The following is a 22,125-nucleotide window of genomic DNA, read 5'->3' on the forward strand; positions in this document are numbered from 1 at the left end:
ACCGCCCCGGGCGGCCCGCGCCTCGACGCGCCCCCGCCCGCCGGCGGCCCGCAGACCGGCGAGCGCTGGAAGGCCGACGTGCCCTTCGAGGACGAGCCGCACCGCTCCAAGGAGCGCCCCGTCCTCGTCATCGGCTACTCCGGGCGCGGGTACTGGGTCCTCAAATGCACCACGCAGGCCCCGCGCGAAGCGGAATGGCGCGTTCCGGTCCCGGCGAACCGCTGGGATCCGACCGCCGACAAGGACGGCTACGTCGACCTCGTCCCGTACCACCTCCCGAAGGGCCGCTTCGCGCACTCCTTCGGCCGCCTCGGCGACGCCGGCCTCTACCGCAAGATCACCGGCCGCCTCCGCTGGGAACGCGCCGTCGACTTCACCCGCTGACCGCCTAGGCTGTCCCGGTGAGCGATCCGGTCTTCCTCGTCGACGCCCTCCCGGACGGCGGCGCTTTCACCCTTGACGGCCCCGAAGGGCACCACGCCGCCGACGTGCAGCGCCTCCAGCCCGGCGAGACGCTGCTGCTCGCCGACGGCGCCGGCGGCGTCGCCTCCGCGCGCGTCGTGCACGCCGAGCGCGGCCTCCTGCGCCTGGAGGTCCTCGACCGGCGCACGCTCCCCGACCCCGACCCGAAGCTCACCGTCGTCCAGGCCCTCCCCAAGGGCGACCGCGGCGAGCGCGCCGTGCAGATGCTCACCGAGATCGGCGTCGACGAAGTGATCCCGTGGGCCGCTTCGCGATCCATCGTCCAGTGGAAGGGCCCGCGCGGCGACAAGGCCCGCGCCAAGTGGGAGGCCACCGCCCGCGAGGCCTCCAAGCAGGCCCGCCGCGCCCACCTCGCGCACGTCGCCGAGCTCCACACCACCAAGCAGCTCGTGCAGCGCCTGCGCCAGGCCGCGCAGGTCCTCGTCCTCCACGAGGAGGCGACCCTCCCGCTCTCCCGGGTCGACCTCGCCGCGACCGGCGAGATCGCCCTCGTCATCGGCCCCGAAGGCTCCATCAGCCCCGACGAGCTCGCCGCCTTGGGCGAGTTCGGCGAGCCGGTCCGCCTCGGCGACACGGTCCTGCGCACCTCCACCGCCGGCCCGGCCGCCCTCGCGGTGCTCCAGGCCCGCCTCGGCCGCTGGTAGCGAGCCCTGCCTCCTAAGATCGTCGAATGACCGACACCGACTGCATCTTCTGCAAGATCGTCGCCGGGGACATCCCCTCGACCAAGGTCCTGGAGACCGAGCGGGTCCTCGCCTTCCGCGACCTCTACCCCAAGGCGCCCACGCACGTGCTGGTCATCCCCAAGGACCACTACGCGAACGCCGCCGAGGTCGCGAAGGCCGACCCGGCCCTGACCGGCGAGGTCGTCGCCGCGGCAGCCGAGGTCGCCGCCGCCGAGGGGATCGACGGGACCGGCTGGCGGCTCATCGCCAACACCGGCCCGCACAGCGGCCAGGACGTGTTCCACGTGCACTTCCACGTCGTCGGCGGAAAACCGCTCGGACCGATGGTTTCGGCCTGAAATCACACCGCCGCCTCGATTACTCGTTGTCCCTTGTCGCAGCCAGGAACTACGATTGGGGCATGGAACCGGCGGCCGCGAAGGCCGCTTGAAATCTCTTTGGGGAAGCAGGTGGCGAACAGCCCTCGCGGCGAAGCCTATGACCGACCGCTCTGACAACGTCCAGAAGACCTCGACGATCACCTCCACGATCACCGTCGGCGACCAGAGCTCGCTCATGGCCCTGCTGGGCCGCGCCGACGAGAACCTCCGCTTCATCGAGCGCCGCTTCCCCGGCGTCGACCTGCACGTGCGCGGGGACACCATCACCCTCACCGGCCTCAACGGCGCGCCGCGCGCCGCCGAACGACTCGTGAAGGAGCTGCTCGCCTTGATCGAGAACGGCGAGACCGTCGACCCCGACATCATCCGGCGCACCGAGAACATGCTCAACTCCGCGCCCGGCGAGCGCCCCGTCGACGTGCTCACGCAGAACATCGTCTCCAAGCGCGGCAAGGCGATCCGCCCCAAGACCATCGGGCAGAAGCAGTACGTCGAGGCGATCGACAACAACACGATCGTCTTCGGCATCGGCCCCGCCGGCACCGGCAAGACCTACCTCGCGATGGCCAAGGCCGTGCAGGCGCTCCAGTCCAAGGAGATCACCCGGATCATCCTCACCCGCCCCGCGGTGGAGGCCGGCGAGCGGCTCGGGTTCCTGCCCGGCACGCTGTTCGAGAAGATCGACCCGTACCTGCGCCCGCTGTACGACGCGCTGCACGACATGATCGACCCGGGCTCGATCCCGAAGCTCATGGAGTCGGGCACGATCGAGGTCGCGCCGCTCGCGTTCATGCGCGGGCGCACCCTCAACGACGCGTTCATCATCCTCGACGAGGCGCAGAACACCACGCCCGAGCAGATGAAGATGTTCCTCACCCGCCTCGGCTTCGGCTCGAAGATCGTCGTCACCGGCGACATCACCCAGGTCGACCTGCCGAACAACACCACCTCCGGGCTGCGCGTGGTCCGCGACATCCTCGAAGGCGTCGAGGACGTGCACTTCGCCACGCTCCGGGCGGAAGACGTCGTCCGTCACCGTCTCGTCAGCGATATCGTGAACGCCTACGAGAAGTGGGACGCCGCGAAGGAAGACCATCGCGGACCCGCCGGGAAAGGGCATCGAGGGAACCGTGGGCATCGAGATCATCAATGAGTCCGGCCGCGAGGTCGACGAGTCGGGCATCCGCGCCGTCTCCGACTTCGCACTGCTCGAAATGGGTGTGAACCCGCTCGCCGAGCTCTCGATCCTCATCGTCGACATCGAGCACATGACCGAGCTCAACAAGCGCTGGATGGGCGGCACCGGGCCGACCGACGTCCTGTCGTTCCCGATGGACGACGCGATGCCCGGCCGCCCCGACTCCTCTGAGCCGGGCACGCCCATCCTCGGCGACCTCGTCCTCTCCCCGGAGGTGGCCGAGGCCCAGGCCAAGGACGCCGGGCACTCGACCGCGGACGAGCTGCACATGCTTACCGTCCACGGGGTGCTCCACATCCTCGGCTACGACCACGCCGAACCGGAGCAGGCCAAGGAGATGTTCGGCCTCCAGAACCGGCTGCTCGACTCCTGGCGCGCCAAACGCACTGCCGCCCCGGCGGAGAGTTAGGCCCCGATGCCGTACACCCTGCTGGCAGCCGCCGTCGCGCTCACCGTCGTCGCCGGGGCCGCCGCCATGGTCGACTCTGCCCTCACCGCGATCTCCCCGGCCCGCGTGGCCGAGCTCGCGGGCGAGCGCCGCCGCGGCGCCGAGTCGCTGGTGCGGATCACCGAGGACCTCCCCAGGCACCTCAACCTGCTGATCCTGCTGCGCCTCGCGTGCGAGGCCGCGGCGGTCTCGATCGTCGCGGTCCTGGCGTTCCACACCTGGGACGACTCGTGGACCGCGGTCGTCGTCTCGGCCGCGGTCATGACCGTCGTGTCGTTCGTCGCGATCGGGGTCAACCCGCGCACGCTCGGGCGCCAGCACGCCTACCCGATCGCGCTCGCCGTCGCGGGCCCCGTGTCGATGCTCGGCACCGCGCTGGGGCCGCTCGCGAAGGTCCTCATCCTCCTCGGCAACGCGCTCACGCCCGGCAAGGGCTTCCGCGAGGGCCCGTTCGCGACCTCGGAGATCGAGATCCGCGAGATGGTCGACGCCGCCGAGGCCCAGGGCACCGTCGACCACGACGAGCGCGACATGATCGCCTCGGTGTTCGCCTTGGGCGACACCGTGGTCCGCGAGGTCATGGTGCCGCGCACCGCGATGGTGTGGGTGAGCGCGGAGACGCCCGCGGACGAGGCCAAGCAGGTCGCGCTCCGCTCCGGCTTCTCGCGCATCCCCGTGGTCGGCGAGGACCTCGACGACCTGCGCGGCGTCGTCTACCTCAAGGACCTGGTGCGCCTCGACGACGGCGCGAACCCGCCCGTGGGCGAGGTCATGCGCGCCGTCTCGATCGTCCCGGACTCCAAGCCCGTGGACGACCTGCTGCGCGAGATGCAGACCGCCCGCATCCACATCGCGGGCGTCGTCGACGAGTACGGCGGCACCGCCGGCCTCGTCACCATCGAGGACATCCTGGAGGAGATCGTCGGCGAGATCACCGACGAGTACGACCAGGAGCTCCCGCCCGTCGCCTGGCTCGACGACCGCACCGCGCGCGTCACCGCCCGGCTCTCCGTGGAGGACCTCGCCGAGCTCTTCGAGGTGGACCTGCCCGAGGTCGACGTCGACACCGTCGCCGGCCTGCTTGCCGCCGAGCTCGGCAAGGTCCCGCTCGCGGGCGACCGGGCCCGCCTCGCGGGCCTGGAGCTCACCGCCGAGGGCACCGTGGGCCGGCGCAACCGCATCGAGACGGTCCGCGTCGCGCGCCTTCCCGAGGCCGACGACGACACTCCGGAAGCCGCGACCGCAACCGACGAAAGGCACGAAATCAATGTCTGACCTGCACGTCGACGACCTCGACGCCGAGGACGCGAAACTCGTCACGCTGGCCCGCGGGGCCGCCGGACGGGTCCAGCGGACCACCGGCGCGGCCGTTCGCGACGGCATCGGCCGCACCTACGCCTCGGCGGCGGTCGAACTCCCGTCGCTCCGGCTGACGGCCCTCCAGGCCGCCGTCGCGCAGGCCTACGCCGCCGGCTCCGACAAGCTCGAAGCCGTGGTGGTCTTCGGCGCCGAGTCCGACGAGGAGGGCCTCAAAGCCGCGAGAGAGATCACCGCGGACGTGCTCGCCTACACCGTCAACCGTAAAGAGGTGAACCGTCTTGCCTAGCAACGATTTCCGTGCAGGCTTCGCCTGCTTTGTGGGCCGCCCGAACGCCGGCAAGTCCACGCTCACGAACGCGATCATGGGCCAGAAGATCGCCATCACCTCGAACCGGCCCCAGACCACCCGGCACGTGGTCCGCGCGATCCTGCACCGCCCGGACTCCCAGCTCATCCTCGTGGACACGCCCGGCCTCCACCGGCCGCGCACGCTCCTGGGCGAGCGCCTGAACGACCTGGTCCGCCAGACCTGGTCCGAGGTCGACGTCATCGGCCTGTGCCTGCCCGCCAACGAGAAGCCCGGCCCCGGCGACAAGTTCATCACCGGCGAGATCGCCAAGCTCGGCGCCAAGGTCGTCGCGGTCGTCACCAAGATCGACCTCGTCTCCAAGGACGCCCTGGTCCGCCACCTCACCAACGTCGCGGCCCTCGGCGAGTTCGCCGACATCGTGCCCGTCTCGGCCAAGACCGGCGACAACCTCGAAGAGCTCGTCGGCGTCCTCTCGGGCCACCTGCCCGAGTCGCCGCAGCTCTACCCGGACGGCATGATCTCCGAAGAGCCCGAGCGGGTCATGATGGCCGAGCTCATCCGCGAGGCCGCCCTCGAAGGCGTCCGCGACGAGCTGCCCCACTCCCTCGCCGTCGTCATCGAGGACGTCGAGGACGAGGACTCCGACGGCGGCCCCCGCAAGAAGATCTGGGCCGAGATCTACGTCGAGCGCGACTCCCAGAAGGGCATCGTCATCGGCAAGGGCGGCGACCGCCTCAAGCGCGTCGGCACCAAGGCCCGCAAGGGCATCGCCCAGCTCATCGGCGGCCGCGTCTACCTCGACCTCCACGTCCGCGTCGCCAAGGACTGGCAGAAGGATCCCAAGATGCTCGAACGCCTCGGCTTCTAACCGGTCAAACCACCCGTGACGGCGCTCACCGGACCCGCCGTGGATGGTCACCCCCGCGTCATGTACTCTTAAAACATACGACGCGGGATAGAGCAGCTCGGTAGCTCGCCAGGCTCATAACCTGGAGGTCGGTGGTTCAAATCCGCCTCCCGCTACCACGTAAGGACAATGGGTCGGATTCTTCGGAATCCGGCCCATTGGCGTTTTCGGCGGGTTTTTCGGGGGCGGTCGGGGCGTGGTTGAGCTGTTACCCTGAGGTGCGAGTCACCCCCCATGTCTTGAAGGACCAGTGCCTTGATCGCCGGCATCGTGTCGAGTGTGGCGGCCACGATCATCATCTGGGCCGCTGCGAAGTCGTGGGACCACCGGGATCATGTGGTCGCGTGGGCGTACACGTTACTGCTGCGGGCCAGAGTGCGGGTGTCGGTCGCGGCGCTGCTGCGGATGGAGATCGACGGCCGGTTCGTGGTGTTCCAGACCAAGCGGACGCCGGGGACGTACGGGCCGCCGGGCGGGGTGTTCAAGTTCCGGGAGTCGGCGCGGGCGGTGCTGGACCGGTTCCAGTTCGAGGAGGAGCGGCAGCCGCAGGACCCGAAGTCCGCGTACCGCGACCTCCGGGGGTTCATTCCGGCGGTGTCGATCGGCGGGTTCCTGCACTGGATCTCGTCGGGGAACGACCGTGAATCGTCGAGTGAATGCCTTCGGCGCGAACTGGTGGAGGAGCTTTCGGAGATCGGCTTGATGGAATTCGCCGAGTACGTGCCGAATCTGAACTTCAGGCCGGTCCGGCGGATCGTCGAGGCGCCGCGGAAAGTGCCCGGATGGGGGTACCGGCAGCTCAGGCATATCGAGGTCCACGATTTGGATCTTGAAAGCGAAGGCGCGCTTGAATTCGTGAACGACATCCGAATCGCGGGCGAGGCCGGTGAAAGCGGACTGCTGCTGGTGAGCCCCGACGACATCAATCACGGGCGCCATGAATTCTCGATGCTGGGGTCGCAGACGTGCTATCTGATTCGCAATCGCAAGCTGCGACAGGACCCGCCCAGAATGGCAGGATGAGTCGGGTCTGATTCCGTTGTATCGCATGGAATCACGGACTGCCACCGCGTTGGTTTCTGTGCGACAATGGCTGCTCACCCGATCCCCGCGAACGATTCGGGAGGCCCCTCTTGCACATCTCCGGAAAGCACGCGACGATCGCGAACGGCGACATCAGATTCGTGATCACGCAGGTCCTGCGCCGCCGACTCGGACTTGAAGAGCTGAGCGTGCGCCTCTTCGACACCGGATTCAGCGGCGCCGTCTCCGCGCTCTGCTCCCATAAGGACCTCGACCAGGTGGTGATCAAGGCCGGGCCGAGCGAGGACATCGAGCGGGAGCACGCGAACCGGCTCGACTACGTGGGGGAGGACCCGTGGCTGCGCGAGCACGGGCTCGAAGGGATCCACGGTCCGATGGAGATCGACTTCGACAGCCGCAGGGTGCGGTGGTCGGCCATCGTCTACCGGTACATCGGCGGCCGCACTTTCACCGAGCTCGCGCATTTCGGGGACTTCGAGAAGTTCCTCAACGAGTACCTGTGGGACGCCGACCGCGACGCGGCCCCCGCGGACGACAGCGTCAGCGAGTGCTTCAGGGAGACCGCCAAGATCCTCGGCAAGGAGCGCCAGCTCGGCGGCTCGGCCCAGGCGCGGCCGCTGTCCGACTTCGTCCCTCCCGTGCCGTGGGAGTCCGGGGTGTCCGCGGTGATCAGCACCGCCCAGTCCTTCTGCCCCGAGCTCGACGAGCTCCGCGGCTTCATGGAGTGGTGGGAGCACTGGATCGCCCAGGTCACGGTCGCACCGGTCCTGGACGACCGGCAGCTGCACGGCGACGCCCGGTTCGCCAACATCATCGTCGACCGGGTCCACTCCACGGTGGAGATCATCGACTTCGCGAACGGCCGGCACGGGCACGTGTTCGAGGACTTCGCCCGCTTCGAGCTCGACCTGCTGTTCAAAGCGGTCCCGAAGGTCGAGGGCACGGACGAGATCGACCGCGCGCGCCTGCTCCAGATCGTCAGCTACCTGCTCAAGGACGAGCTGAACCTCGGCAGCGAACCGGTGGAGGACCGCAGCCTCAAGTGCCTCAAGCTCTGGCGCCAGGCGATGGCGCAGGCGCTCTCCCTGATCCTCCAGCCCGGCGCCCTGGTCATGTACCGCTGGTTCCTCCTCCGGGAGTGCCTGCGCCGGACACTGTGGACGAATGTCGACAAGCCCGCCCTCATCTACGTCATCTGCGCCCTCCGGCAGCGCCTCTCGGGCCAGTCCGTGCTCGACTTCTCGCTGGTCTCCACCGCCCCGCAGACCCTGGTGTCCACACTGAACTGCCGCGCGGTCTACGTGCCGACCCGCGGGTCCGAATCGCTCGTCAACAAGGCCCGCAACGACGCGAAGAAGGCCGCGCTCGCGGTCGACCGCGAGCGGATCTCCACCGTCCGCCTCATGGCCGAGACCGGCTACTCCTACCTGTGCACCCGCGGCGAGTTCCGCAGCGAGGTCCGCAGCCTGCTCGAACAGGGCGGCAGCTTCCGCGCGGTCATCTACAACCCGCTGCTGCCCGAATACCTCGGGCTCTCGGCCAGCTACGACCGCATCGAGGACTGGCAGTACGGGCGCAGCGAGGTCCTGAAGCAGAAGACGATGGAGAGCATCCGCGGCTACGGGCTGCTCCGGGAGGAGTTCCCGCAGCGCATCGAACTCCGGCTGGCGCGCTTCGGGTTCGACGCGACCGTCCTGCTCACCAGCGAGACCCTGTTCTACGAGCCGTACTTCCGGACGCCGCGCCTGGAGCGGGAGCGCTACCTCTTCGACTCCTTCGAACTCGAATTCGGCGCCTCGGGCGCGCACAGCGGACGACTGCTCGATGAGACCTTCGACTTCGTGTGGCGCAACTCCGACGACGTGTCCATTCTCGACACGGATGCGGACGCCCTCAAACGGGTGAGCCGCTCCTTCGCAGACCTCTGGAGCCACGATGGCGACCGGTAGCCGCAGCCGCGAACCGCGCGTTGTCGCAGAACACGACACTTGGATTAGTCTCGATCCCGTCATCGGCTGCCCCGCCGACTGCGCATACTGCTATCTCGGGCCCCTGCGATACAAGGCGAGGAAGCCTATGCAGCGAGTCGACATCGAAAGCACGGGAGACCGGCTCCGGAGCTACCTCTACGGGCGGCGTTCGGAACTCATCGATCCGGACACCGACAGGACCCCGATCTGCCTGGGCAACTACACGGACATGTTCATGACCCGGGAGAACCGCCGCGCGGTCCCGGCGATATTGGACCGGATCACCAGTGTCCTCCCGCCCCGCTTGCTCGTTTTCATAACGAAGTCGGCCCTCGACGAGGAGACCGTCAAGACCGTCGACGGTTTCGGATGGCCCGTGCTGTGGTTCTTCAGCCAGTCCTTCGCCTTCCTGAAGCAGGGGAGGCTCGAAACCGGCCCGGTCGCCGACTTCGACACGACCATCGCCAACGCGGAGCTGGTCGCGGCCGCCGAGAACCAGAACGCCGCGCACTTCTGGCGGCCGTTCGTCCGCGAACTCGTTCCCCCGTTAGGCGAGCGGCCGCGGATCATCGAACGGCTCAAGGACTCCGGCATGCGCTGCTCGGTGGTCATCGGAATGGCGCGGGGGCCCGGTACGCCCGTGGACGACGTCCGACTGCACGAGGAGCTGCCCTCGACCTTCGAGGACGGCGCCGCCGGCGAGGTCTTCGACCTCGCCTCCTGGCACGACATCCGAACAACTGCACACGAACTCGACTACCCGGTCTACCGGCACACCTCGTGCGCCATCGCCCTGGCCGAATCCCGGCCCGAGCAGCTCGGCACCTGGGCCGGCGCCGCCGCACAGGAGCACTGCCTCCCGTGCTCGTGCCCGGTCTCGCAACGCGGTCTTTGCGACTCGATGCGCGTCGACCTGATCGACTGCGACGGCATCCGGACCTTCGCGGGCGAGGTGGCGAAATTCCTCGGACTCGAAGCCGGCGACGTCGGCTACGACGTCGCGGGCAGGTCGATCCACATACACACGGACATATCCGAATTCGACTTCAACGTCGTCCTGCACGCGGCCGAGGGAAGATACTCGATCCGCGCCGGATCGATCGCACCGAGCAAGGCCTGGCAGGGCCCGTTCGTCACCATCTACTCCAAGAAGAAAGCCTGAGAAGATGTCGTACTTTCTGCCGATCGAGGCTATCCGGCTCCCCTTCTCCCTCCCCGCCTGGCTGTCCGAGCGGGTCCTGCGCCTGCGCCGCATCACCGGCTTCGTCACCGTGTACGGCGAAGAGGCCGACTGGCGGACGGCGTTCTTCGCGCGGCTCTGGCACGTGCAGCGCGTGGTCGAGGTCGCGCAGATCCTCGTCGAACTCGACCGGTCGATCGACGTCCGCGCGGTCGAGCGCCTCGCCTGGGCCCACGACCTCAACCGGTGGCCGTTCGCCCACAACAGCGAACGCGACCGGTTCGACCAGGTCGCCGACATCGACGCGTACTTCGGACCCGAGTCCGGGTTCACCCCCGCCGAACTCAAGGACCTCAAGGGCATCAACGCGAAGGACCCGGCCCGGATCTCCGAGGCGGCGCGGGTCGTCCTGCTCGCCGACATCATCACCGGCCTGGTCGAGGACCCCCTCTTCGCGGTCATCGGCCTGAACGTCCACCCCGAGCTCATCCCGGAGCAGGTCGACGACCTCGTCGGGTACTCGCTCACCGACGACGACTTCTACGGCGAGTGCCGAGAACTCGCCGAGCAGTTCCACCAGGCCCGGGCCGCCGTCGCCGCGGAGTTCAGCAAACGAGTCCACACCCTCTTCCGCGACCTGATCGAGCGGTTCCTCAAAGCCCACTTCCAGGACGGCCTGCCGCCCGACTTCGACGGCATCATGGCCATATCCCGCCACCTCAGGGCCACCTTCATGCGCAAGAACGTCTTCCCGATCAACAACGACATGGTCTGCCACGCCCGGCTGCTCCAAGAGGAGGTCATGCCCTGGTACTTCGACCACTGCGGCGGCACCACCGAGCGCCTCCTGGAGATGGACGAGTACCAGTTCGTGGCCGCCGTGACCGGCCCCGGGTCCAGGTTCCGGCCCGAGCAGTTCCGCCCCGACCTCGACATCGTCGCCCGCGAGAAGCCGAGGCGACCGTTCATCGAAAGCTGACGTCCCCGCTCCCGCCTGCGGCAGTATCATGGCGACGGCCTCAACCGCGAGGCCGCGATCGTGCCCGCCCGTGAAGACCGCAAGGAACACCGAGAATGCAGCAGTACGCCATGCTGATCGCCCCTTCCGCCAACCGCGTGTACGCCCGGAACGCCGGGCGGATGGCCGCGAGTGAGATTGCCGTGCTGGGGCTTCGGGCGCTGGACGGGGCGGTTGAGGGGCTTGAGGAGCGGGTGTTCGGCGGGGTGCCGTACCTGGGGTTCCGGGCCGAGGGGTTGAGCGGGCGGGATCTGCGGCTGCTGTCGAACGTGTCGTCGCTGTTCGCGCTTTTCGAGGTGCACGGGACGATGCTGGAGCCGATCCCGGTGCAGCGGATGGACCGGTACGACGACGACCTGGTGTCGATCCTGAAGTACGTGGGGAAGACGAACGAGCAGTTCACGAAGCTGTTGCTGAACGTCACCGCGGCGAGTGTCTTCGATGCCGAACGGATCCTGGGCGGTGGGCTGCGGGTTCTCGACCCGATGTGCGGGCGGGGGACCACGCTCAATCAGGCAGCGATGTACGGGTACGACGGGTTCGGGGTCGAGGTCGACAAGCGGGACTTCGAGGCGTACGGGGCGTTCATCCAAAGGTGGTTGAAGGACAAGCGGCTCAAGCACAAGGCGATGACGAGCCGGGTGAAGCGCGACGGGAAGGGCGTGGGGCAGCAGACGCGGGTCGAGTTCTCCGCGACGAAGGAGCTGCACCGGGCCGGAGAGGCGCAGGTCCTGGAGATCGTCAACGCGGACACGCTGCGGAGCGGGGAAGTCTTCCGGAAGCGGTTCTTCGATCTGATCGTCACCGATGCCCCGTACGGGGTGCAGCACGCGGCGGTCAGGGACTCGCGGGCGCTGTCGCGCCGGCCGACCGAGCTGCTGGAGGCCGCCATCCCGGTGTGGGCCGAGCTGCTGCGGCCGGGCGGGGCGATCGGGTTGTCGTGGAACACGTACACGACCGAGCGGACGGCGCTGGCGGAGATGCTGGAGGCCTCGGGTCTTGAGGTCATGGACGCCGCACCGTATCTCGACTTCGAGCACCGCGTCGACCACGCGATCAACCGGGACCTGATCGTTGCTCGCCTCCCGCGTTGACGGCTGGGCGACACGCTGAAGCCAGATTGCTGATTTTTGTAGGGTTCGGCAGATTGAGGAGTTAACCGGTTGGTTTGTGTCCTTTACGAGCTGGCTCTGAGTCGATGCTCCTCGTTCAGGGTCGACAGTTTTTGAACGGTGACGCAACTCTGATCACTATTGGTGTTGTTGACTTCACTCAACGTCACCTCTAGATTTCCTTCCAACCGTTCCCCACCGAGCGATTGGGACAATCATGAACTGCCGCAATGACATCGCGACCGCCCCAAACCCGCGTCAGGCCGTCAGCTACTCCTGCTACTTCCTGAACGTGCTGACCGGCCGCAAGTCCGCCGCCGAAGCCAGGCTCTTTGCGACGCCTGAGGGTTGGGCGTCCTTCGTGCGGGTCCGCCGCCGCGTTCCCGGGCACTTCCGCCAGGTCCGGGTCCGCCGCGCGACCTTCCCCACGGCCGCCACCGCCGAGGTCGTCGCCATGGTCGAGAACGGCCGCAGCCATCTCGCGATGACCTTCACCTTCACCGCCACCGAGCACGGCTGGCGCCTCACCCACTGCGAACTCCTCGACCGGACCCACCCCCGCCATCGTCTATAGTTACGAATGTGCAGCGAGGCCGCCGAGTTTTCTCACTCGGCGGCCTCTTCGTTGTCAGTGGTCAGCGGCGGGAGCAGTTTGATTTCAGGTTGAGGCCGCTGTTCTTCGCCACGTCCTGCCAGGCGATGAACTTGAAGTTGGTGCTGGACTCGTCGGTGCCTTCGGGGGTGTTGTCGCCGTCTTGGACGACGAGGAGGCCGCCGGGGTAGCCGGGGAGGGTGGCGTTGACGACGTCGGCGCCGTCGCTGTGCTGGGTGGCGTCGACGTCGCCGGATTCGATGGCGAAGGAGCCGAGGTAGTCGTTGGAGCCCTTGAGGTCGTAGACGGCGTAGGTGTTGTCGCCCTGGCTGGAGGCGAGGAGGTAGCCCTTGCCGCGGCCGGTGGAGTAGATCGTGAGGCCCTCGATGTCGGTGTGGATGAAGTCGCCGCCGTAACCGGGGTTGGGGCCGTACGTGCACTCGTCGGTCTCGGGGTCGTAGGTGCCGGGGAGGCCGAATTCGATGGCGGTGTCGACGAGTTCGGGTTCGCCCTTGAGGTCGGCGCCGATCTTCCAGATGCCGACGAGTTCCTGGCCGAGGTAGGCGGTGCCGGTGGCCTTGTCGACGACCATGCCCTCGACCTGGGGGTCCTGGCCGGTGTCGTCGCACGGCTTCCAGGACTCGCCGTTGGGGAGGTCGAAGTCGGCGGGGAGGTTGAGGGTTCTCACTTTCTCCCAGGTGACCTCTTCCCCCTCGGCCTTCAGTTTCAGCAGGGCCACTTCGGATTCGGCGTTTCGGCTGACCAGGACGTAGGCTCCAGAGCGGTTTTGGAACGTCGCCAGGCCGTATGTCGTGTGTTCCTCGTTGATCTCCGCTTGGCTTTCGCTGAAGATCCAACCCGCATCCGGGTCGGTGACGTCTTCCAGCTCGCCGTCCTCGATCTTGAAGATCCCCAGGTTGTCCATCCCCCGATCGGAAGCCACGGCGAGGTCGACGCGTTCGCCGTCGAGCTTGAAGTCCGAGATCAGGTCGACGTTGTTGTAGCGCCCGGGGGCGTCGTCCTCGCCGGGGGCCGGGCGGGGGTCGACGTGCTGGAGTTCGTTGCCTTCGAGGTCGTAGACGTAGAGGCCGGCCTCTTTCGCGGTGGTGATGACGAGGCTGTCCTCGGGGTCTTCCCGATCGATCCAGATCGCGGGGTCGTCGGCGTCGGCGTCGTCATCGGCGTAGAGGGCGGGGGTTTCGAGGATCGCGGTCACCGGCTCGTCGGCGGCGGCCTGGGCCGCGGGGGCGGCGAGCAGCGCGGCGAGCGAGCCGAGGGCGGTCAGGGTGAGGAGGCGGGACGGCACGGGGTCTCCAATGCGAAGGGGTTCAGCGGTCGGATCGATCCTCGACCCTGCCGGTGAACCCCTGGTGAATCCCGTTCGTCCTGCGCGCCAACCTCAGGCGGTCCTGGTGCGGGTCCGCCACAGCAGCCAGACGAAGTACGGCGTCCCGATCAGGGAACAGACCAGTCCGGCCGGGATCTGGGCCGGTGCGATCACCGTGCGGCCCAAGGTGTCCGCGAGGCTGACCAGGAGGATGCCCAGGAAGATCGATACGGGCAGCACTCTTGTGTGGCGGCTTCCTACCAGGCCGCGCGCTAGGTGTGGCGCGACCAGGCCCACAAAGCCGATCACGCCTACTACGGCGACCGCAGCGGCGGTCAGGACCGCTGCCGCTCCCAGCAACAGCAGGCGGGTTCGCTCCAGCCGCACGCCCAGCGTCCTCGGTGTGTCGTCGTCCAACGCGAGAAGGTCGATCTCCTTGCGGTGGGCGATGATCAGCGGCAGCACCACCACGAGCGCGGCGGCGAGCGGGATCAGCCGGTCGGCGGTGCGACCGTAGGTCGTCCCGGACAGCCAGGTCATGGCCTTCGGCGTGTTCCACGGGTCCGAGGCCAGGATGATGAGGGTGATCGCGGCCATGCCGATCGACCACACGCCGATGCCGACCAGGACCAGGCGCGACCTGTCGAGCCCGCCCCGCCACGCGAGCGCGTAGACGAGCGCGAACGCGCCGAGTCCGCCCACGGCCGCCACACCGGTGATCGCCCACCCGCCCGACGAAGGGGCCCAAGTGATCAGGGTGACCGCGCCGATCCCGGCGCCCGCGGTCACGCCGAGGAGGCCCGGCTCGGCGAGCGGGTTGCGGAGGATCCCCTGCGTCACGGTCCCGGCGCACGCCAGGGCGGCGCCGGCGAGGATCGCGGCGAGGACGCGCGGGTAGCGCTGCTCGATGATCCACGTGTAGCTCGCGCCGGTCTTGCCCGCGACCCAGTTGACGAGGTCGCCGCCGAGGAGCATCGTGTCGCCCGAGAGCATCCCGATGAACAAGGCGCCGATCGAGGCGGCCGCGAGGCCGCCGACGATCAGCAGGAACGCCAGGCGGCTGCGGTTGGCCGCGCCGTGGAGGATCGCCGGGCGGTCCTCCGAGCCCGCGCTCGTCACCGAGCGCGCCAGCCACACCATGACGCCCGCGCCGAGGATCGTCGTCGTGACGCCCACGGGAATCTCGATGCTCTTGTCGGCGCCCAGGATCGCCCGCACGCCGAGGTCGGCGCCGACGATCACCAGCGCACCGCACAAGGCGCTGAACGGGATCAGCACCCGGTGCGCCAGCAGGACCGGGAAGCGCCGTGCGATCTGGCGCGCGATGACCGGTGCCGCCAGGCCCACGAACCCGATCGGGCCCGCCACCGCGACCGCGCACGCGGCCAGCAGGAGCGAGCACAGGACGGCGGCCGTGCGGGTGCGCCGCACGTGCACGCCCAGGCTCGACGCCGTGTCGTCGCCCAGCCGCAGCAGGTCCAGGCGCGGAGCCACGAGCATCGCCGTGAGGATCGCCAGCAGCACCAGCGGCGTGGCCTGCGCCATCGAGTCGAACCCGGCCAGGTTGAGACTCCCCGAGCCCCAGGCGAACAGGCCGGTCGTCTCCTCCTGGAACAGCAGGATCAGCAGCGACACCAGCGAGTTCGTGGCCATCGCCGTCGCCGAACCGGCGAGGATCAGGCGGGTCGTCGCGGACTCGCCGCCGCCCGCCGACAGTGCGAGCACCAGGCCCGCGGTCGCCAGGGCGCCCGCGAACGCGACGCCGATCCCGGACAGGAACGGCAGCGTGATCCCGAAGGCCGCCACCGCGGTCACCGCCAGGTACGCCCCGGCGTTCACCGCGAGCGTGTCCGGGCTGGCGAGCGGGTTGCGCGCCACCGACTGGAGCAGGATGCCGGAGGCGCCGAGCGCGATCCCGACGAGCACCGCCCCGGCCAGGCGCGGCAGCCGGGCGCCTTGGAGGACGTGCCACACGCCCTCGTCGGCGCTGCCGGTGACCAGCCGCAGCAGGTCCCCGGCGTCCACCTCGGACGTGCCCTGCGTGAGGTGGAGGGCCGCCAGCGCGACCAGGGCCCCCACGGTGACGGTGAAGACCGCCACCGTGGGAACGAGGCGCGGCGCCTTGCGGGCCGGGGCCTCCGGTCGCGCCGGCGGGCTCAGGGTGCTCAACTGGCGTAGACCTCGGCGAAGTAGTCGAGGATCGCCTCGGATGACTTGGGGCCGCCGAAGGTCCAGGTGCCGGCCGGGAGCTCGTACACCTCGCCGTTCTTGACGAAGGTCAGGTTCTCCCAGATGGCGTTGCCGGCGACGCCGTCGGTGAAGATGTTCGAGCCGTCGGCGTTGTTGTTGATGAACTTCAGCTCGGTGTCGGTGTACTGGGCCATGCCCTCGACGTCGGTGCCGCCCAGGCCCCACGCGCCGTCGGTCTCGCCGGTCCACGCGTTCTGGAGGCCCACGGCGGTGCCGAGGGATCCGACGAGGGACCCGGCGCCGAAGGGGCGGATGGCGACCGCGTCGCCCTCGATCCAGCCGTCGGCGAACAGGTACGGTACGGTCCCGGTGCCGGCGGCCTCGATGGCGGCCTTGGTGTCGGCGACCTTCGCCTCGAACCCGGTCCACAGGGCGTCGGCCTCGTCGGTCTTGCCCAGGAGCGTGGCGATCATGTCGAGGTCGCTCTTCATGCGGCCGACGTTGTCGGTCTCGTTGGAGCCCTCGGTGACCAGGACCGGCACGAACTCCTCGATCGAGGCGATGAGATCCTCGTCGTCGGTCTCCATGACGACCAGGTCCGCGCCGAGGCCGGCGATGGCGTCGATGGACGGCTCGGAGCGGGTGCCGACGTCGGTGACGGACCCGTCGAGCGGGACGACCCCGCCGACCCACGTGTTGTAGCCCGCGAGGTCGGCGACGCCGACCGGGGTGACCCCGAGGCTCGCGACGAGCTCGACCTCGGCCCATTCGAGGGCGACGACGTTCTCGGCGGGGGCGTCGAGTTCCACGGTGCGCCCGAGGAAGTCGGTGACCGAGACGGGGCCTTCGGCGGCGGCGTCGCCGCCGGTCTCCTGGCCGGTCTCGGTGGTCCCGCACGCCGCGGCGGCGAGGACGGCGGCCAGTGCCGCGGGCACGGCGAAGGTCTTGAGGACGGGAATTCGCATCGGGTTCCTTCTAATCGGTGGTGGTGCCCGCGAACCTGCGGGTGTGGCGGCCGATGGGCCGGGCCGTGAGCAGGCCGGTCGCGGGGTCGGCGTCGACGCGGATGTCGATGCCGTATGCGGCCGTGAGGTTCTCGGCGGTGAGGACCTCGGCCGGGGTGCCGGCGGCCTTGACGCGGCCCTCGTGGAGGAGGACGGCGCGGTCGGCGACCGCGGCGGCCTGGTCGAGGTCGTGGAGGACGACGCCGACGGCGGTGCCGTGCTCGTCGGCGAGGTCGCGGACGAGGTCGAGGATCTCGACCTGGTACCGCAGGTCGAGGTGGTTGGTGGGCTCGTCGAGGAGGAGGACGCCGGTGTCCTGGGCGAGGCAGGAGGCGAGCCAGACGCGCTGGCGCTCACCGCCGGAGAGGGCTTCCATGCCGCGTTCGGCCATGTGCTCGACGCCGCAGATCTCCATGGCGCGCTGGACCCTCGCGGGTCCGTCGGGGTCGCCGTGGCGCCAGCGGCCGCGGTGGGGGTGGCGGCCGTAGCCGACGACGTCGGTGACGCGGATGCCGCCGGGGACGGGGCGCGACTGGGACAGGAGCGCGACGCGGCGCGCGAAGTCCTTGGGGCTCAGGGCGGTCGCTTCGGTGCCGTCGGGGAAGGCGACGGCGCCGTCCTGGGGCTTGTGGAGGCGCGCGAGGGACCGCAGGAGGGTCGACTTGCCGGAGCCGTTGGGGCCCAGGAGGGCCGTCACCTCGCCGCCGCGCAGGTCGATGTCGGCGTCGTGGACGACGGTGTCGCCGAAGTAGGCGAGTCGGAGGGCGCGGCCGCTCAGGCCTGCGTCATCTGGCATGTAGGTAAGGCTAACCTACGGTGGTCTCGATTGCATCTCGCCAGGTCACAGAGTGGAAACACTCGGTGGGGGTTGCGTCCCCGGCGTCTTGGTGGCAATGAATCCCGTTCGCGCCCAAACCTTCCCTAGTCCGGTGAGGACGCGCACACCACGCGTACGGGTGAATACCGGCGGGTCGGTCTGGACTCGGACGTGCCGCGTGGGGTCGACTGGTCCTTGGCAGGTTCGCGCCGATGCACCCCGTGTCGGTGCGGCACGCAGGAAAGGACGAACATGACACCGAATGCGAAGGTGGGGCCTTCGAGTGTCGCCATCATCGACGACATCTGGACCGTCGAGCGCGTCAAGCAGCTCGGCGTGATGACGAACGTGGAGACCGCCGCGCAGATCCTCGGGATCGGGCGGACGGTCGCGTACCGGCTGGCCAAGGACGGCGACTTCCCCGTCCAGGTCCTCCGGATCGGCCACAGCTACCGGGTCCCGGTGCTGCGACTGCTGGAGGTGCTCGGCGCCGACGGCGACCGGATCGACTGAGCGGCAGGAGGCTCGGTCGTTCACAACCGCATAGGTGAACGCGAAGCGGCGGCGCGGCCCACGGGGAGGAGGGGCGCGCCGCCGACTTCGTCCATCATCGCTTGCGACGTTTGTCTTTGTGCTGAAAATGCACGAAGAGACGGCCGAAGTTCTTGGAGTCCTTGTCGACCCGGTGGTACAGGGCCTTGATCTCCTTCTGGTCCAGGAACCTCAGGACCTTCTTCTTGAGCTGGCCCGAGCCCTTGCCGGGGATGATCTCGACGAGGTCGATCTTCTTCGCGACCGCCTCGTCGATGACGTCCCGCAGGGCCTTCTCGATCTGGTCGCCCTTGTTGAAGATGTCGTGGAGGTCCAGCACCAGTTTCGCCATGACCGCAGCCTAGGCGTCCGCGCTCTCGGCGGACGGCTCGTCCGTGCCCTTGGTGGACGGCGCGTCCGTGCGCCGGATGTCCGGCTCGATGTAGATGAGCTTCGCCTTGGGGACGGCGGCGCGGATGCGCGCCTCGGCGGCGTCGATCTCGGCCGCGACCTGCTCGCCGGTCTCGGACCGGTCGATGCCGACCTTGGCGGCGACCAGCAGCTCGTCGGGGCCGACGTGCAGGGTCTTGAGGTGGATGAGGCTGCTCTTGCCGTCCTCGGTGATCGCGCCCTCGATGGCCGCGATGTCCTCGTGCGTGGCGGACTCGCCGATGAGCATGGAGCGGATCTCGATCGCCAGGACGATCGCGATGCAGACGAGGAGCACGCCGATGCTCATGGTGCCCAGGGCGTCGAAGAGCGCGTTGTGGGTGATCCAGGTGAGGCCGACGCCGAGGAGGGCGAGGATGAGGCCGACGAGCGCGCCGATGTCCTCCAGGAGGATCACGGGCAGCTCGGGGGAGCGGGAGCCCTTGATGAACTGGACCCAGCTCTGCTTGCCGCGCACCGCGTTCGACTCCTTGACGGCCGTGCGCAGCGAGAACGACTCCAGGACGATCGCGATGACGAGGACGACGACCGCCACGAGCGGCGTCGTCAGGCCGTGCTCGGTGTCCTGGAGCTTGTGCCAGCCCTCGTAGAGCGCGTACACGCCGCCGATGGAGAACAGGACGATCGAGACGATGAACGCGTAGATGTAGCGTTCGCGCCCGTACCCGAACGGGTGGGCGGGGCTGGCGGCCTTGCGGGACGCCTTGCCGCCGATGAGGAGCAGGACCTGGTTCGACGCGTCCGCGACCGAGTGGACGCCCTCGGCCAGCATCGACGCCGAGCCGGTGATCCCGGCCGCCACGAACTTGCTGATCGCGATGCCCGTGTTGGCCAAGAGGGCCGCGACGATCGCCTTGGTGCCGCCTTCTGCTGACATGCGCCCGTTGTTCCTTCCATCATGCGTGCGCACGCAGCATGCGGCGCAGAACGAGTCTGTCATGGCGTCGCAACCGCCCGGCGGGCGATCGGTCGGCGTCTCATTCGGTTGTGAACGCTACATGCGTACGGGTGGACGGTGGGCCCCCGCGGGCTCTACCCTTGCAGCAGGCGACGCCCCGGGAGCACAACGCGCTTCCGGTCAGGGAAAACGCCCGTACACCGCCAAGGGGACCTCAGTTCCCCGGCCGAACGCCCTCCGCGGCTTCAGCCCCTGTACGGACGCCTCCCGTGTCGCCGACGCGCGGACCGAGTGGTGGACCGGTTCCGGCAATACGACCCGCAAGGGTCCTGCCGAGAACCGACTCTGAACCGCTTGGAGCGCCGCCGTGACCACCCTCGACCGCCCCCTTTCCTCTGCCGCCGCCACCGGCCGCGAGCCGTCCCCGGGCACCGCCGCGCCCGAGCGCGCGACGCCGAAGCAGTGGCTCGCCGTGGCCGCCGTCTCCCTCGGCGTCTTCGTCGTCATGACCTCCGAAGTGCTCCCTGTGGGCCTCCTCACGCCGATCAGCGCCGAGCTGGGCGTCAGCGAGGGCACCGCGGGCCTCATGGTCACCGTCCCCGGCCTCGTCGCGGCCATCGCGGCGCCGTTGAGCATCGTGCTCACCCGCAGGGTCGACCGCCGCCTGGTGCTCATCGCCCTCGCGGTGCTCGTCGCGGGCGCGAACATCGGCGCGGCGACCGCGTCCGGGTTCGGCCCGCTGCTGGCCGCCCGCGTCCTCGTCGGCGTCTCGATCGGCGCGTTCTGGGCCGTCGCCGGCGGCATCGCGCTGCGCCTGGTCCCGAAGGCGGATGTGCCGCGCGCGACCGCCGCGGTCTACGGCGGCATCGGCGCCGCCACGGTCCTCGGCGTCCCGGCCGGGACGCTCATCGGCGACGAGTTCGGCTGGCGCGCGGCCCTCGTGGCGCTCATGGTCCTCGCCCTGGTCGCGATGGCCGCGATCGCGCTGCTGGTGCCGAAGCTCCCGTCGAACACCGCGGTCTCGTTCGCCTCGCTCCCGAAGCTGGTGCGCCGCAACCGGGCCGTGCGCACCGGCCTGGCGCTGACGTTCTTCATCGTCACCGGCCACTTCATCGCCTACACGTTCATCAGCCCGATCCTCCAGGCCAACGGCCTGCCCGCCTCGCAGGTGAGCGGCCTCCTCCTGGCGTTCGGCGCGGCCGCGCTGGTCGCCACCGTCGCCTCCGGCTCGCTCATCGGCAGGCACCTGCGCGGCACGCTCGTCGCGCTCGGGGTCACGATGGCCCTCGGCATGGCGCTCATGGCGTTCGCGGTCGGCGACCTGTTCTCCGCCACCGCAGTGCTGCTGCTGTGGGGTGCGGGCTACGGCCTGGTCTCCCCGGCCGTCCAGACCTGGTACATGAACGCGGTCGAGCCCGGCGAGGTCGAGATCGCGACCTCCCTGAACACGGTCATGTTCAACCTGTCGATCGCCGCGGGCTCCTTCGCGGGCGGCTTCGCGGTCGACCGTTCCGGTCCGGTCTCGGTGGCGTGGATCGGTGCGGCCCTGCTGGTCCCGGTGGTCGTGATCGCGCTCAGGTCCGCACGGCGACCCTTGTAAGGCGCCGGTCGGTCCACTGCGCGAGGGCCGCGAGGCAGAACGCGGCGAGGAGCACCAGGGCCGTGTTGAGCGCGGCCCGCGGGTAGCCGAGTTCGGCGGCGTCGAGGAACGGGTACGGGTACCAGCCGGTCTGCGCGCCGCGCGCGAACGTGTACGCGATCCAGGCGACCGGCCAGAGGAACGCCAGCCAGGCCGTCGTCCCGTCGGCCTGCCCGCGCGGCCCGAACACGAGCCAGCCGATGAGGAACGCGACCGGGCTGACGTAGTGGAACGCCGCGTTCACGGCCCACGCGACACCCGTCGGATGGATCAGCGGGGCCAGGACCAGGGCGAACACGATCCCGGTGATGACGATGCCGAGCAGCGCGTCCAGGTGCAGCACCCGCCAGAGGCGGCCGTCGCGGTCGGGGCGCAGCGCGAGCAGCCCCGAGGCGAGGAGCACGAGGAGGTTGCTCTGGATCGTGAAGTAGCTGAACAGCTGGACGAGCCGCATTGGGACGCTCTGGTGCACCGTGGGGTCCGTGGCGTTCACGTCGGTTCCGCCCTGCACGACCAGGGCCACCTGGGCGATCATGGCGGCCAGGACGATCGCGAAGATCCCGCCGTGCCAGACCCGGCTCGCCCGCTTCCGCTTCGCTCTCATGCCGCGGAGCGTACGAC

The 22,125-nt window shown here is 69.2% G+C and carries 22 protein-coding genes, 1 tRNA gene and 1 pseudogene; 17 read left to right on the plus strand and 7 right to left on the minus strand.

Features of this window, described 5'->3' with window-relative positions:
* The 15 genes and pseudogenes from DI269_RS22090 to DI269_RS22160 all read left to right on the plus strand — a co-directional run.
* Positions 1-384: pseudogene (locus DI269_RS22090) on the plus strand (hypothetical protein); the annotation flags it as partial.
* A 17-nt stretch (positions 385-401) separates the two neighbouring features.
* The gene (locus DI269_RS22095) at positions 402-1,127 is read left to right on the plus strand and encodes a 16S rRNA (uracil(1498)-N(3))-methyltransferase (RefSeq protein WP_112139905.1); all 726 of its coding nucleotides are present in this window, start codon (positions 402-404) and stop codon (positions 1,125-1,127) included.
* 26 nt (positions 1,128-1,153) lie between these two features.
* Positions 1,154-1,507 carry a histidine triad nucleotide-binding protein gene (locus DI269_RS22100; protein ID WP_112139908.1) on the plus strand — a complete coding sequence of 118 codons (354 nt, stop codon included), beginning with the start codon at positions 1,154-1,156 and terminating at the stop codon, positions 1,505-1,507.
* 139 nt (positions 1,508-1,646) lie between these two features.
* The gene (locus DI269_RS22105; protein ID WP_112139911.1) at positions 1,647-2,702 is read left to right on the plus strand and encodes a PhoH family protein; all 1,056 of its coding nucleotides are present in this window, start codon (positions 1,647-1,649) and stop codon (positions 2,700-2,702) included.
* Complete coding sequence (gene ybeY / locus DI269_RS22110; protein WP_112139913.1) at positions 2,680-3,156, plus strand: rRNA maturation RNase YbeY; 477 nt, start codon at positions 2,680-2,682, stop codon at positions 3,154-3,156. The genes DI269_RS22105 and ybeY overlap by 23 nt, the downstream gene beginning before the upstream one ends.
* A 6-nt stretch (positions 3,157-3,162) precedes the next feature.
* Positions 3,163-4,470: a hemolysin family protein gene (locus tag DI269_RS22115; RefSeq protein ID WP_112139915.1), complete on the plus strand. Its 1,308-nt coding sequence runs from the start codon at positions 3,163-3,165 to the stop codon at positions 4,468-4,470.
* Entirely contained in the window at positions 4,463-4,801 is a 339-nt protein-coding gene (locus DI269_RS22120; RefSeq protein WP_112139917.1) for a cytidine deaminase, read from the plus strand. Before DI269_RS22115 ends, DI269_RS22120 begins: the two co-directional genes overlap by 8 nt.
* Positions 4,794-5,693 (plus strand): GTPase Era, encoded by a 900-nt coding sequence (gene era / locus DI269_RS22125; protein ID WP_112139920.1) that lies wholly within the window; start codon positions 4,794-4,796, stop codon positions 5,691-5,693. The genes DI269_RS22120 and era overlap by 8 nt, the downstream gene beginning before the upstream one ends.
* 81 nt (positions 5,694-5,774) lie before the next feature.
* Positions 5,775-5,851, plus strand: a tRNA-Met gene (locus DI269_RS22130).
* A gap of 136 nt (positions 5,852-5,987) precedes the next feature.
* Positions 5,988-6,755: an SMODS-associated NUDIX domain-containing protein gene (locus DI269_RS22135; RefSeq protein WP_112139922.1), complete on the plus strand. Its 768-nt coding sequence runs from the start codon at positions 5,988-5,990 to the stop codon at positions 6,753-6,755.
* Between the two features lie 110 nt (positions 6,756-6,865).
* Positions 6,866-8,725: a phosphotransferase family protein gene (locus tag DI269_RS22140; protein ID WP_112139924.1), complete on the plus strand. Its 1,860-nt coding sequence runs from the start codon at positions 6,866-6,868 to the stop codon at positions 8,723-8,725.
* 127 nt (positions 8,726-8,852) lie between these two features.
* Complete coding sequence (locus tag DI269_RS22145) at positions 8,853-9,908, plus strand: hypothetical protein (RefSeq protein ID WP_112139927.1); 1,056 nt, start codon at positions 8,853-8,855, stop codon at positions 9,906-9,908.
* A 4-nt stretch (positions 9,909-9,912) separates the two neighbouring features.
* Complete coding sequence (locus DI269_RS22150) at positions 9,913-10,905, plus strand: hypothetical protein (RefSeq protein WP_112139929.1); 993 nt, start codon at positions 9,913-9,915, stop codon at positions 10,903-10,905.
* Positions 10,906-11,000: 95 nt separating this feature from the next.
* A complete protein-coding gene (locus DI269_RS22155; RefSeq protein WP_112139932.1) occupies positions 11,001-12,038 on the plus strand; it encodes a TRM11 family SAM-dependent methyltransferase in 1,038 nt (345 codons plus the stop codon).
* A 235-nt stretch (positions 12,039-12,273) separates the two neighbouring features.
* On the plus strand, positions 12,274-12,630 hold the full coding sequence (locus tag DI269_RS22160) for an Rv3235 family protein (RefSeq protein WP_112139934.1): 357 nt from the start codon (positions 12,274-12,276) through the stop codon (positions 12,628-12,630).
* A 61-nt stretch (positions 12,631-12,691) separates the two neighbouring features.
* Here the strand turns inward: DI269_RS22160 and DI269_RS22165 are convergent, their stop codons facing one another.
* The 4 genes from DI269_RS22165 to DI269_RS22180 form a co-directional block, all read right to left on the minus strand.
* The gene (locus DI269_RS22165) at positions 12,692-13,954 is read right to left on the minus strand and encodes a phytase (protein WP_198667632.1); all 1,263 of its coding nucleotides are present in this window, start codon (positions 13,952-13,954) and stop codon (positions 12,692-12,694) included.
* Between the two features lie 93 nt (positions 13,955-14,047).
* Positions 14,048-16,135 carry an iron ABC transporter permease gene (locus DI269_RS22170; protein WP_112139981.1) on the minus strand — a complete coding sequence of 696 codons (2,088 nt, stop codon included), beginning with the start codon at positions 16,133-16,135 and terminating at the stop codon, positions 14,048-14,050.
* 5 nt (positions 16,136-16,140) lie between these two features.
* Positions 16,141-17,130: an ABC transporter substrate-binding protein gene (locus DI269_RS22175; RefSeq protein WP_112139939.1), complete on the minus strand. Its 990-nt coding sequence runs from the start codon at positions 17,128-17,130 to the stop codon at positions 16,141-16,143.
* A 10-nt stretch (positions 17,131-17,140) separates the two neighbouring features.
* Positions 17,141-17,965 (minus strand): ABC transporter ATP-binding protein, encoded by an 825-nt coding sequence (locus DI269_RS22180; RefSeq protein WP_112139942.1) that lies wholly within the window; start codon positions 17,963-17,965, stop codon positions 17,141-17,143.
* Positions 17,966-18,238: 273 nt separating this feature from the next.
* On the opposite strand from DI269_RS22180, the gene DI269_RS22185 reads away from it, so the two are divergent.
* Positions 18,239-18,499: a helix-turn-helix domain-containing protein gene (locus DI269_RS22185; RefSeq protein ID WP_112139944.1), complete on the plus strand. Its 261-nt coding sequence runs from the start codon at positions 18,239-18,241 to the stop codon at positions 18,497-18,499.
* 94 nt (positions 18,500-18,593) lie between these two features.
* Here DI269_RS22185 and DI269_RS22190 read toward each other — a convergent pair whose 3' ends face one another.
* Entirely contained in the window at positions 18,594-18,869 is a 276-nt protein-coding gene (locus DI269_RS22190; RefSeq protein WP_112139948.1) for a Smr/MutS family protein, read from the minus strand.
* A gap of 9 nt (positions 18,870-18,878) precedes the next feature.
* On the minus strand, positions 18,879-19,844 hold the full coding sequence (locus tag DI269_RS22195; protein ID WP_112139951.1) for a cation diffusion facilitator family transporter: 966 nt from the start codon (positions 19,842-19,844) through the stop codon (positions 18,879-18,881).
* Positions 19,845-20,232: 388 nt separating this feature from the next.
* Between DI269_RS22195 and DI269_RS22200 the strand changes: the two genes are divergently transcribed.
* A complete protein-coding gene (locus DI269_RS22200) occupies positions 20,233-21,465 on the plus strand; it encodes an MFS transporter (protein WP_198667634.1) in 1,233 nt (410 codons plus the stop codon).
* Here the strand turns inward: DI269_RS22200 and DI269_RS22205 are convergent.
* Positions 21,440-22,108, minus strand: coding sequence for a Pr6Pr family membrane protein (locus DI269_RS22205; protein WP_112139954.1), 669 nt, complete (start codon positions 22,106-22,108; stop codon positions 21,440-21,442). The two genes, DI269_RS22200 and DI269_RS22205, sit on opposite strands and share 26 nt — an antisense overlap.
* Positions 22,109-22,125: the final 17 nt, after the last annotated feature.

Origin of the sequence: Glycomyces dulcitolivorans, assembly GCF_003265355.1 — a bacterium.
In the GTDB taxonomy this organism is placed as follows: Bacteria; Actinomycetota; Actinomycetes; order Mycobacteriales; family Micromonosporaceae; genus Glycomyces; species Glycomyces dulcitolivorans.

Bases quoted from the DNA above. Each gene is read 5' to 3' on its own strand.
- DI269_RS22100 (WP_112139908.1), top strand. From the start codon at position 1,154: ATGACCGACACCGACTGCATCTTCTGCAAGATCGTCGCCGGGGACATC.
- DI269_RS22105 (WP_112139911.1), top strand. From the start codon at position 1,647: ATGACCGACCGCTCTGACAACGTCCAGAAGACCTCGACGATCACCTCC.
- DI269_RS22115 (WP_112139915.1), top strand. From the start codon at position 3,163: ATGCCGTACACCCTGCTGGCAGCCGCCGTCGCGCTCACCGTCGTCGCC.
- DI269_RS22120 (WP_112139917.1), top strand. From the start codon at position 4,463: ATGTCTGACCTGCACGTCGACGACCTCGACGCCGAGGACGCGAAACTC.
- DI269_RS22145 (WP_112139927.1), top strand. From the start codon at position 8,853: ATGCAGCGAGTCGACATCGAAAGCACGGGAGACCGGCTCCGGAGCTAC.
- DI269_RS22150 (WP_112139929.1), top strand. From the start codon at position 9,913: ATGTCGTACTTTCTGCCGATCGAGGCTATCCGGCTCCCCTTCTCCCTC.
- DI269_RS22155 (WP_112139932.1), top strand. From the start codon at position 11,001: ATGCAGCAGTACGCCATGCTGATCGCCCCTTCCGCCAACCGCGTGTAC.
- DI269_RS22160 (WP_112139934.1), top strand. From the start codon at position 12,274: ATGAACTGCCGCAATGACATCGCGACCGCCCCAAACCCGCGTCAGGCC.
- DI269_RS22175 (WP_112139939.1), bottom strand. From the start codon at position 17,130: ATGCGAATTCCCGTCCTCAAGACCTTCGCCGTGCCCGCGGCACTGGCC.
- DI269_RS22180 (WP_112139942.1), bottom strand. From the start codon at position 17,965: ATGCCAGATGACGCAGGCCTGAGCGGCCGCGCCCTCCGACTCGCCTAC.
- DI269_RS22185 (WP_112139944.1), top strand. From the start codon at position 18,239: ATGACACCGAATGCGAAGGTGGGGCCTTCGAGTGTCGCCATCATCGAC.
- DI269_RS22190 (WP_112139948.1), bottom strand. From the start codon at position 18,869: ATGGCGAAACTGGTGCTGGACCTCCACGACATCTTCAACAAGGGCGAC.
- DI269_RS22195 (WP_112139951.1), bottom strand. From the start codon at position 19,844: ATGTCAGCAGAAGGCGGCACCAAGGCGATCGTCGCGGCCCTCTTGGCC.
- DI269_RS22205 (WP_112139954.1), bottom strand. From the start codon at position 22,108: ATGAGAGCGAAGCGGAAGCGGGCGAGCCGGGTCTGGCACGGCGGGATC.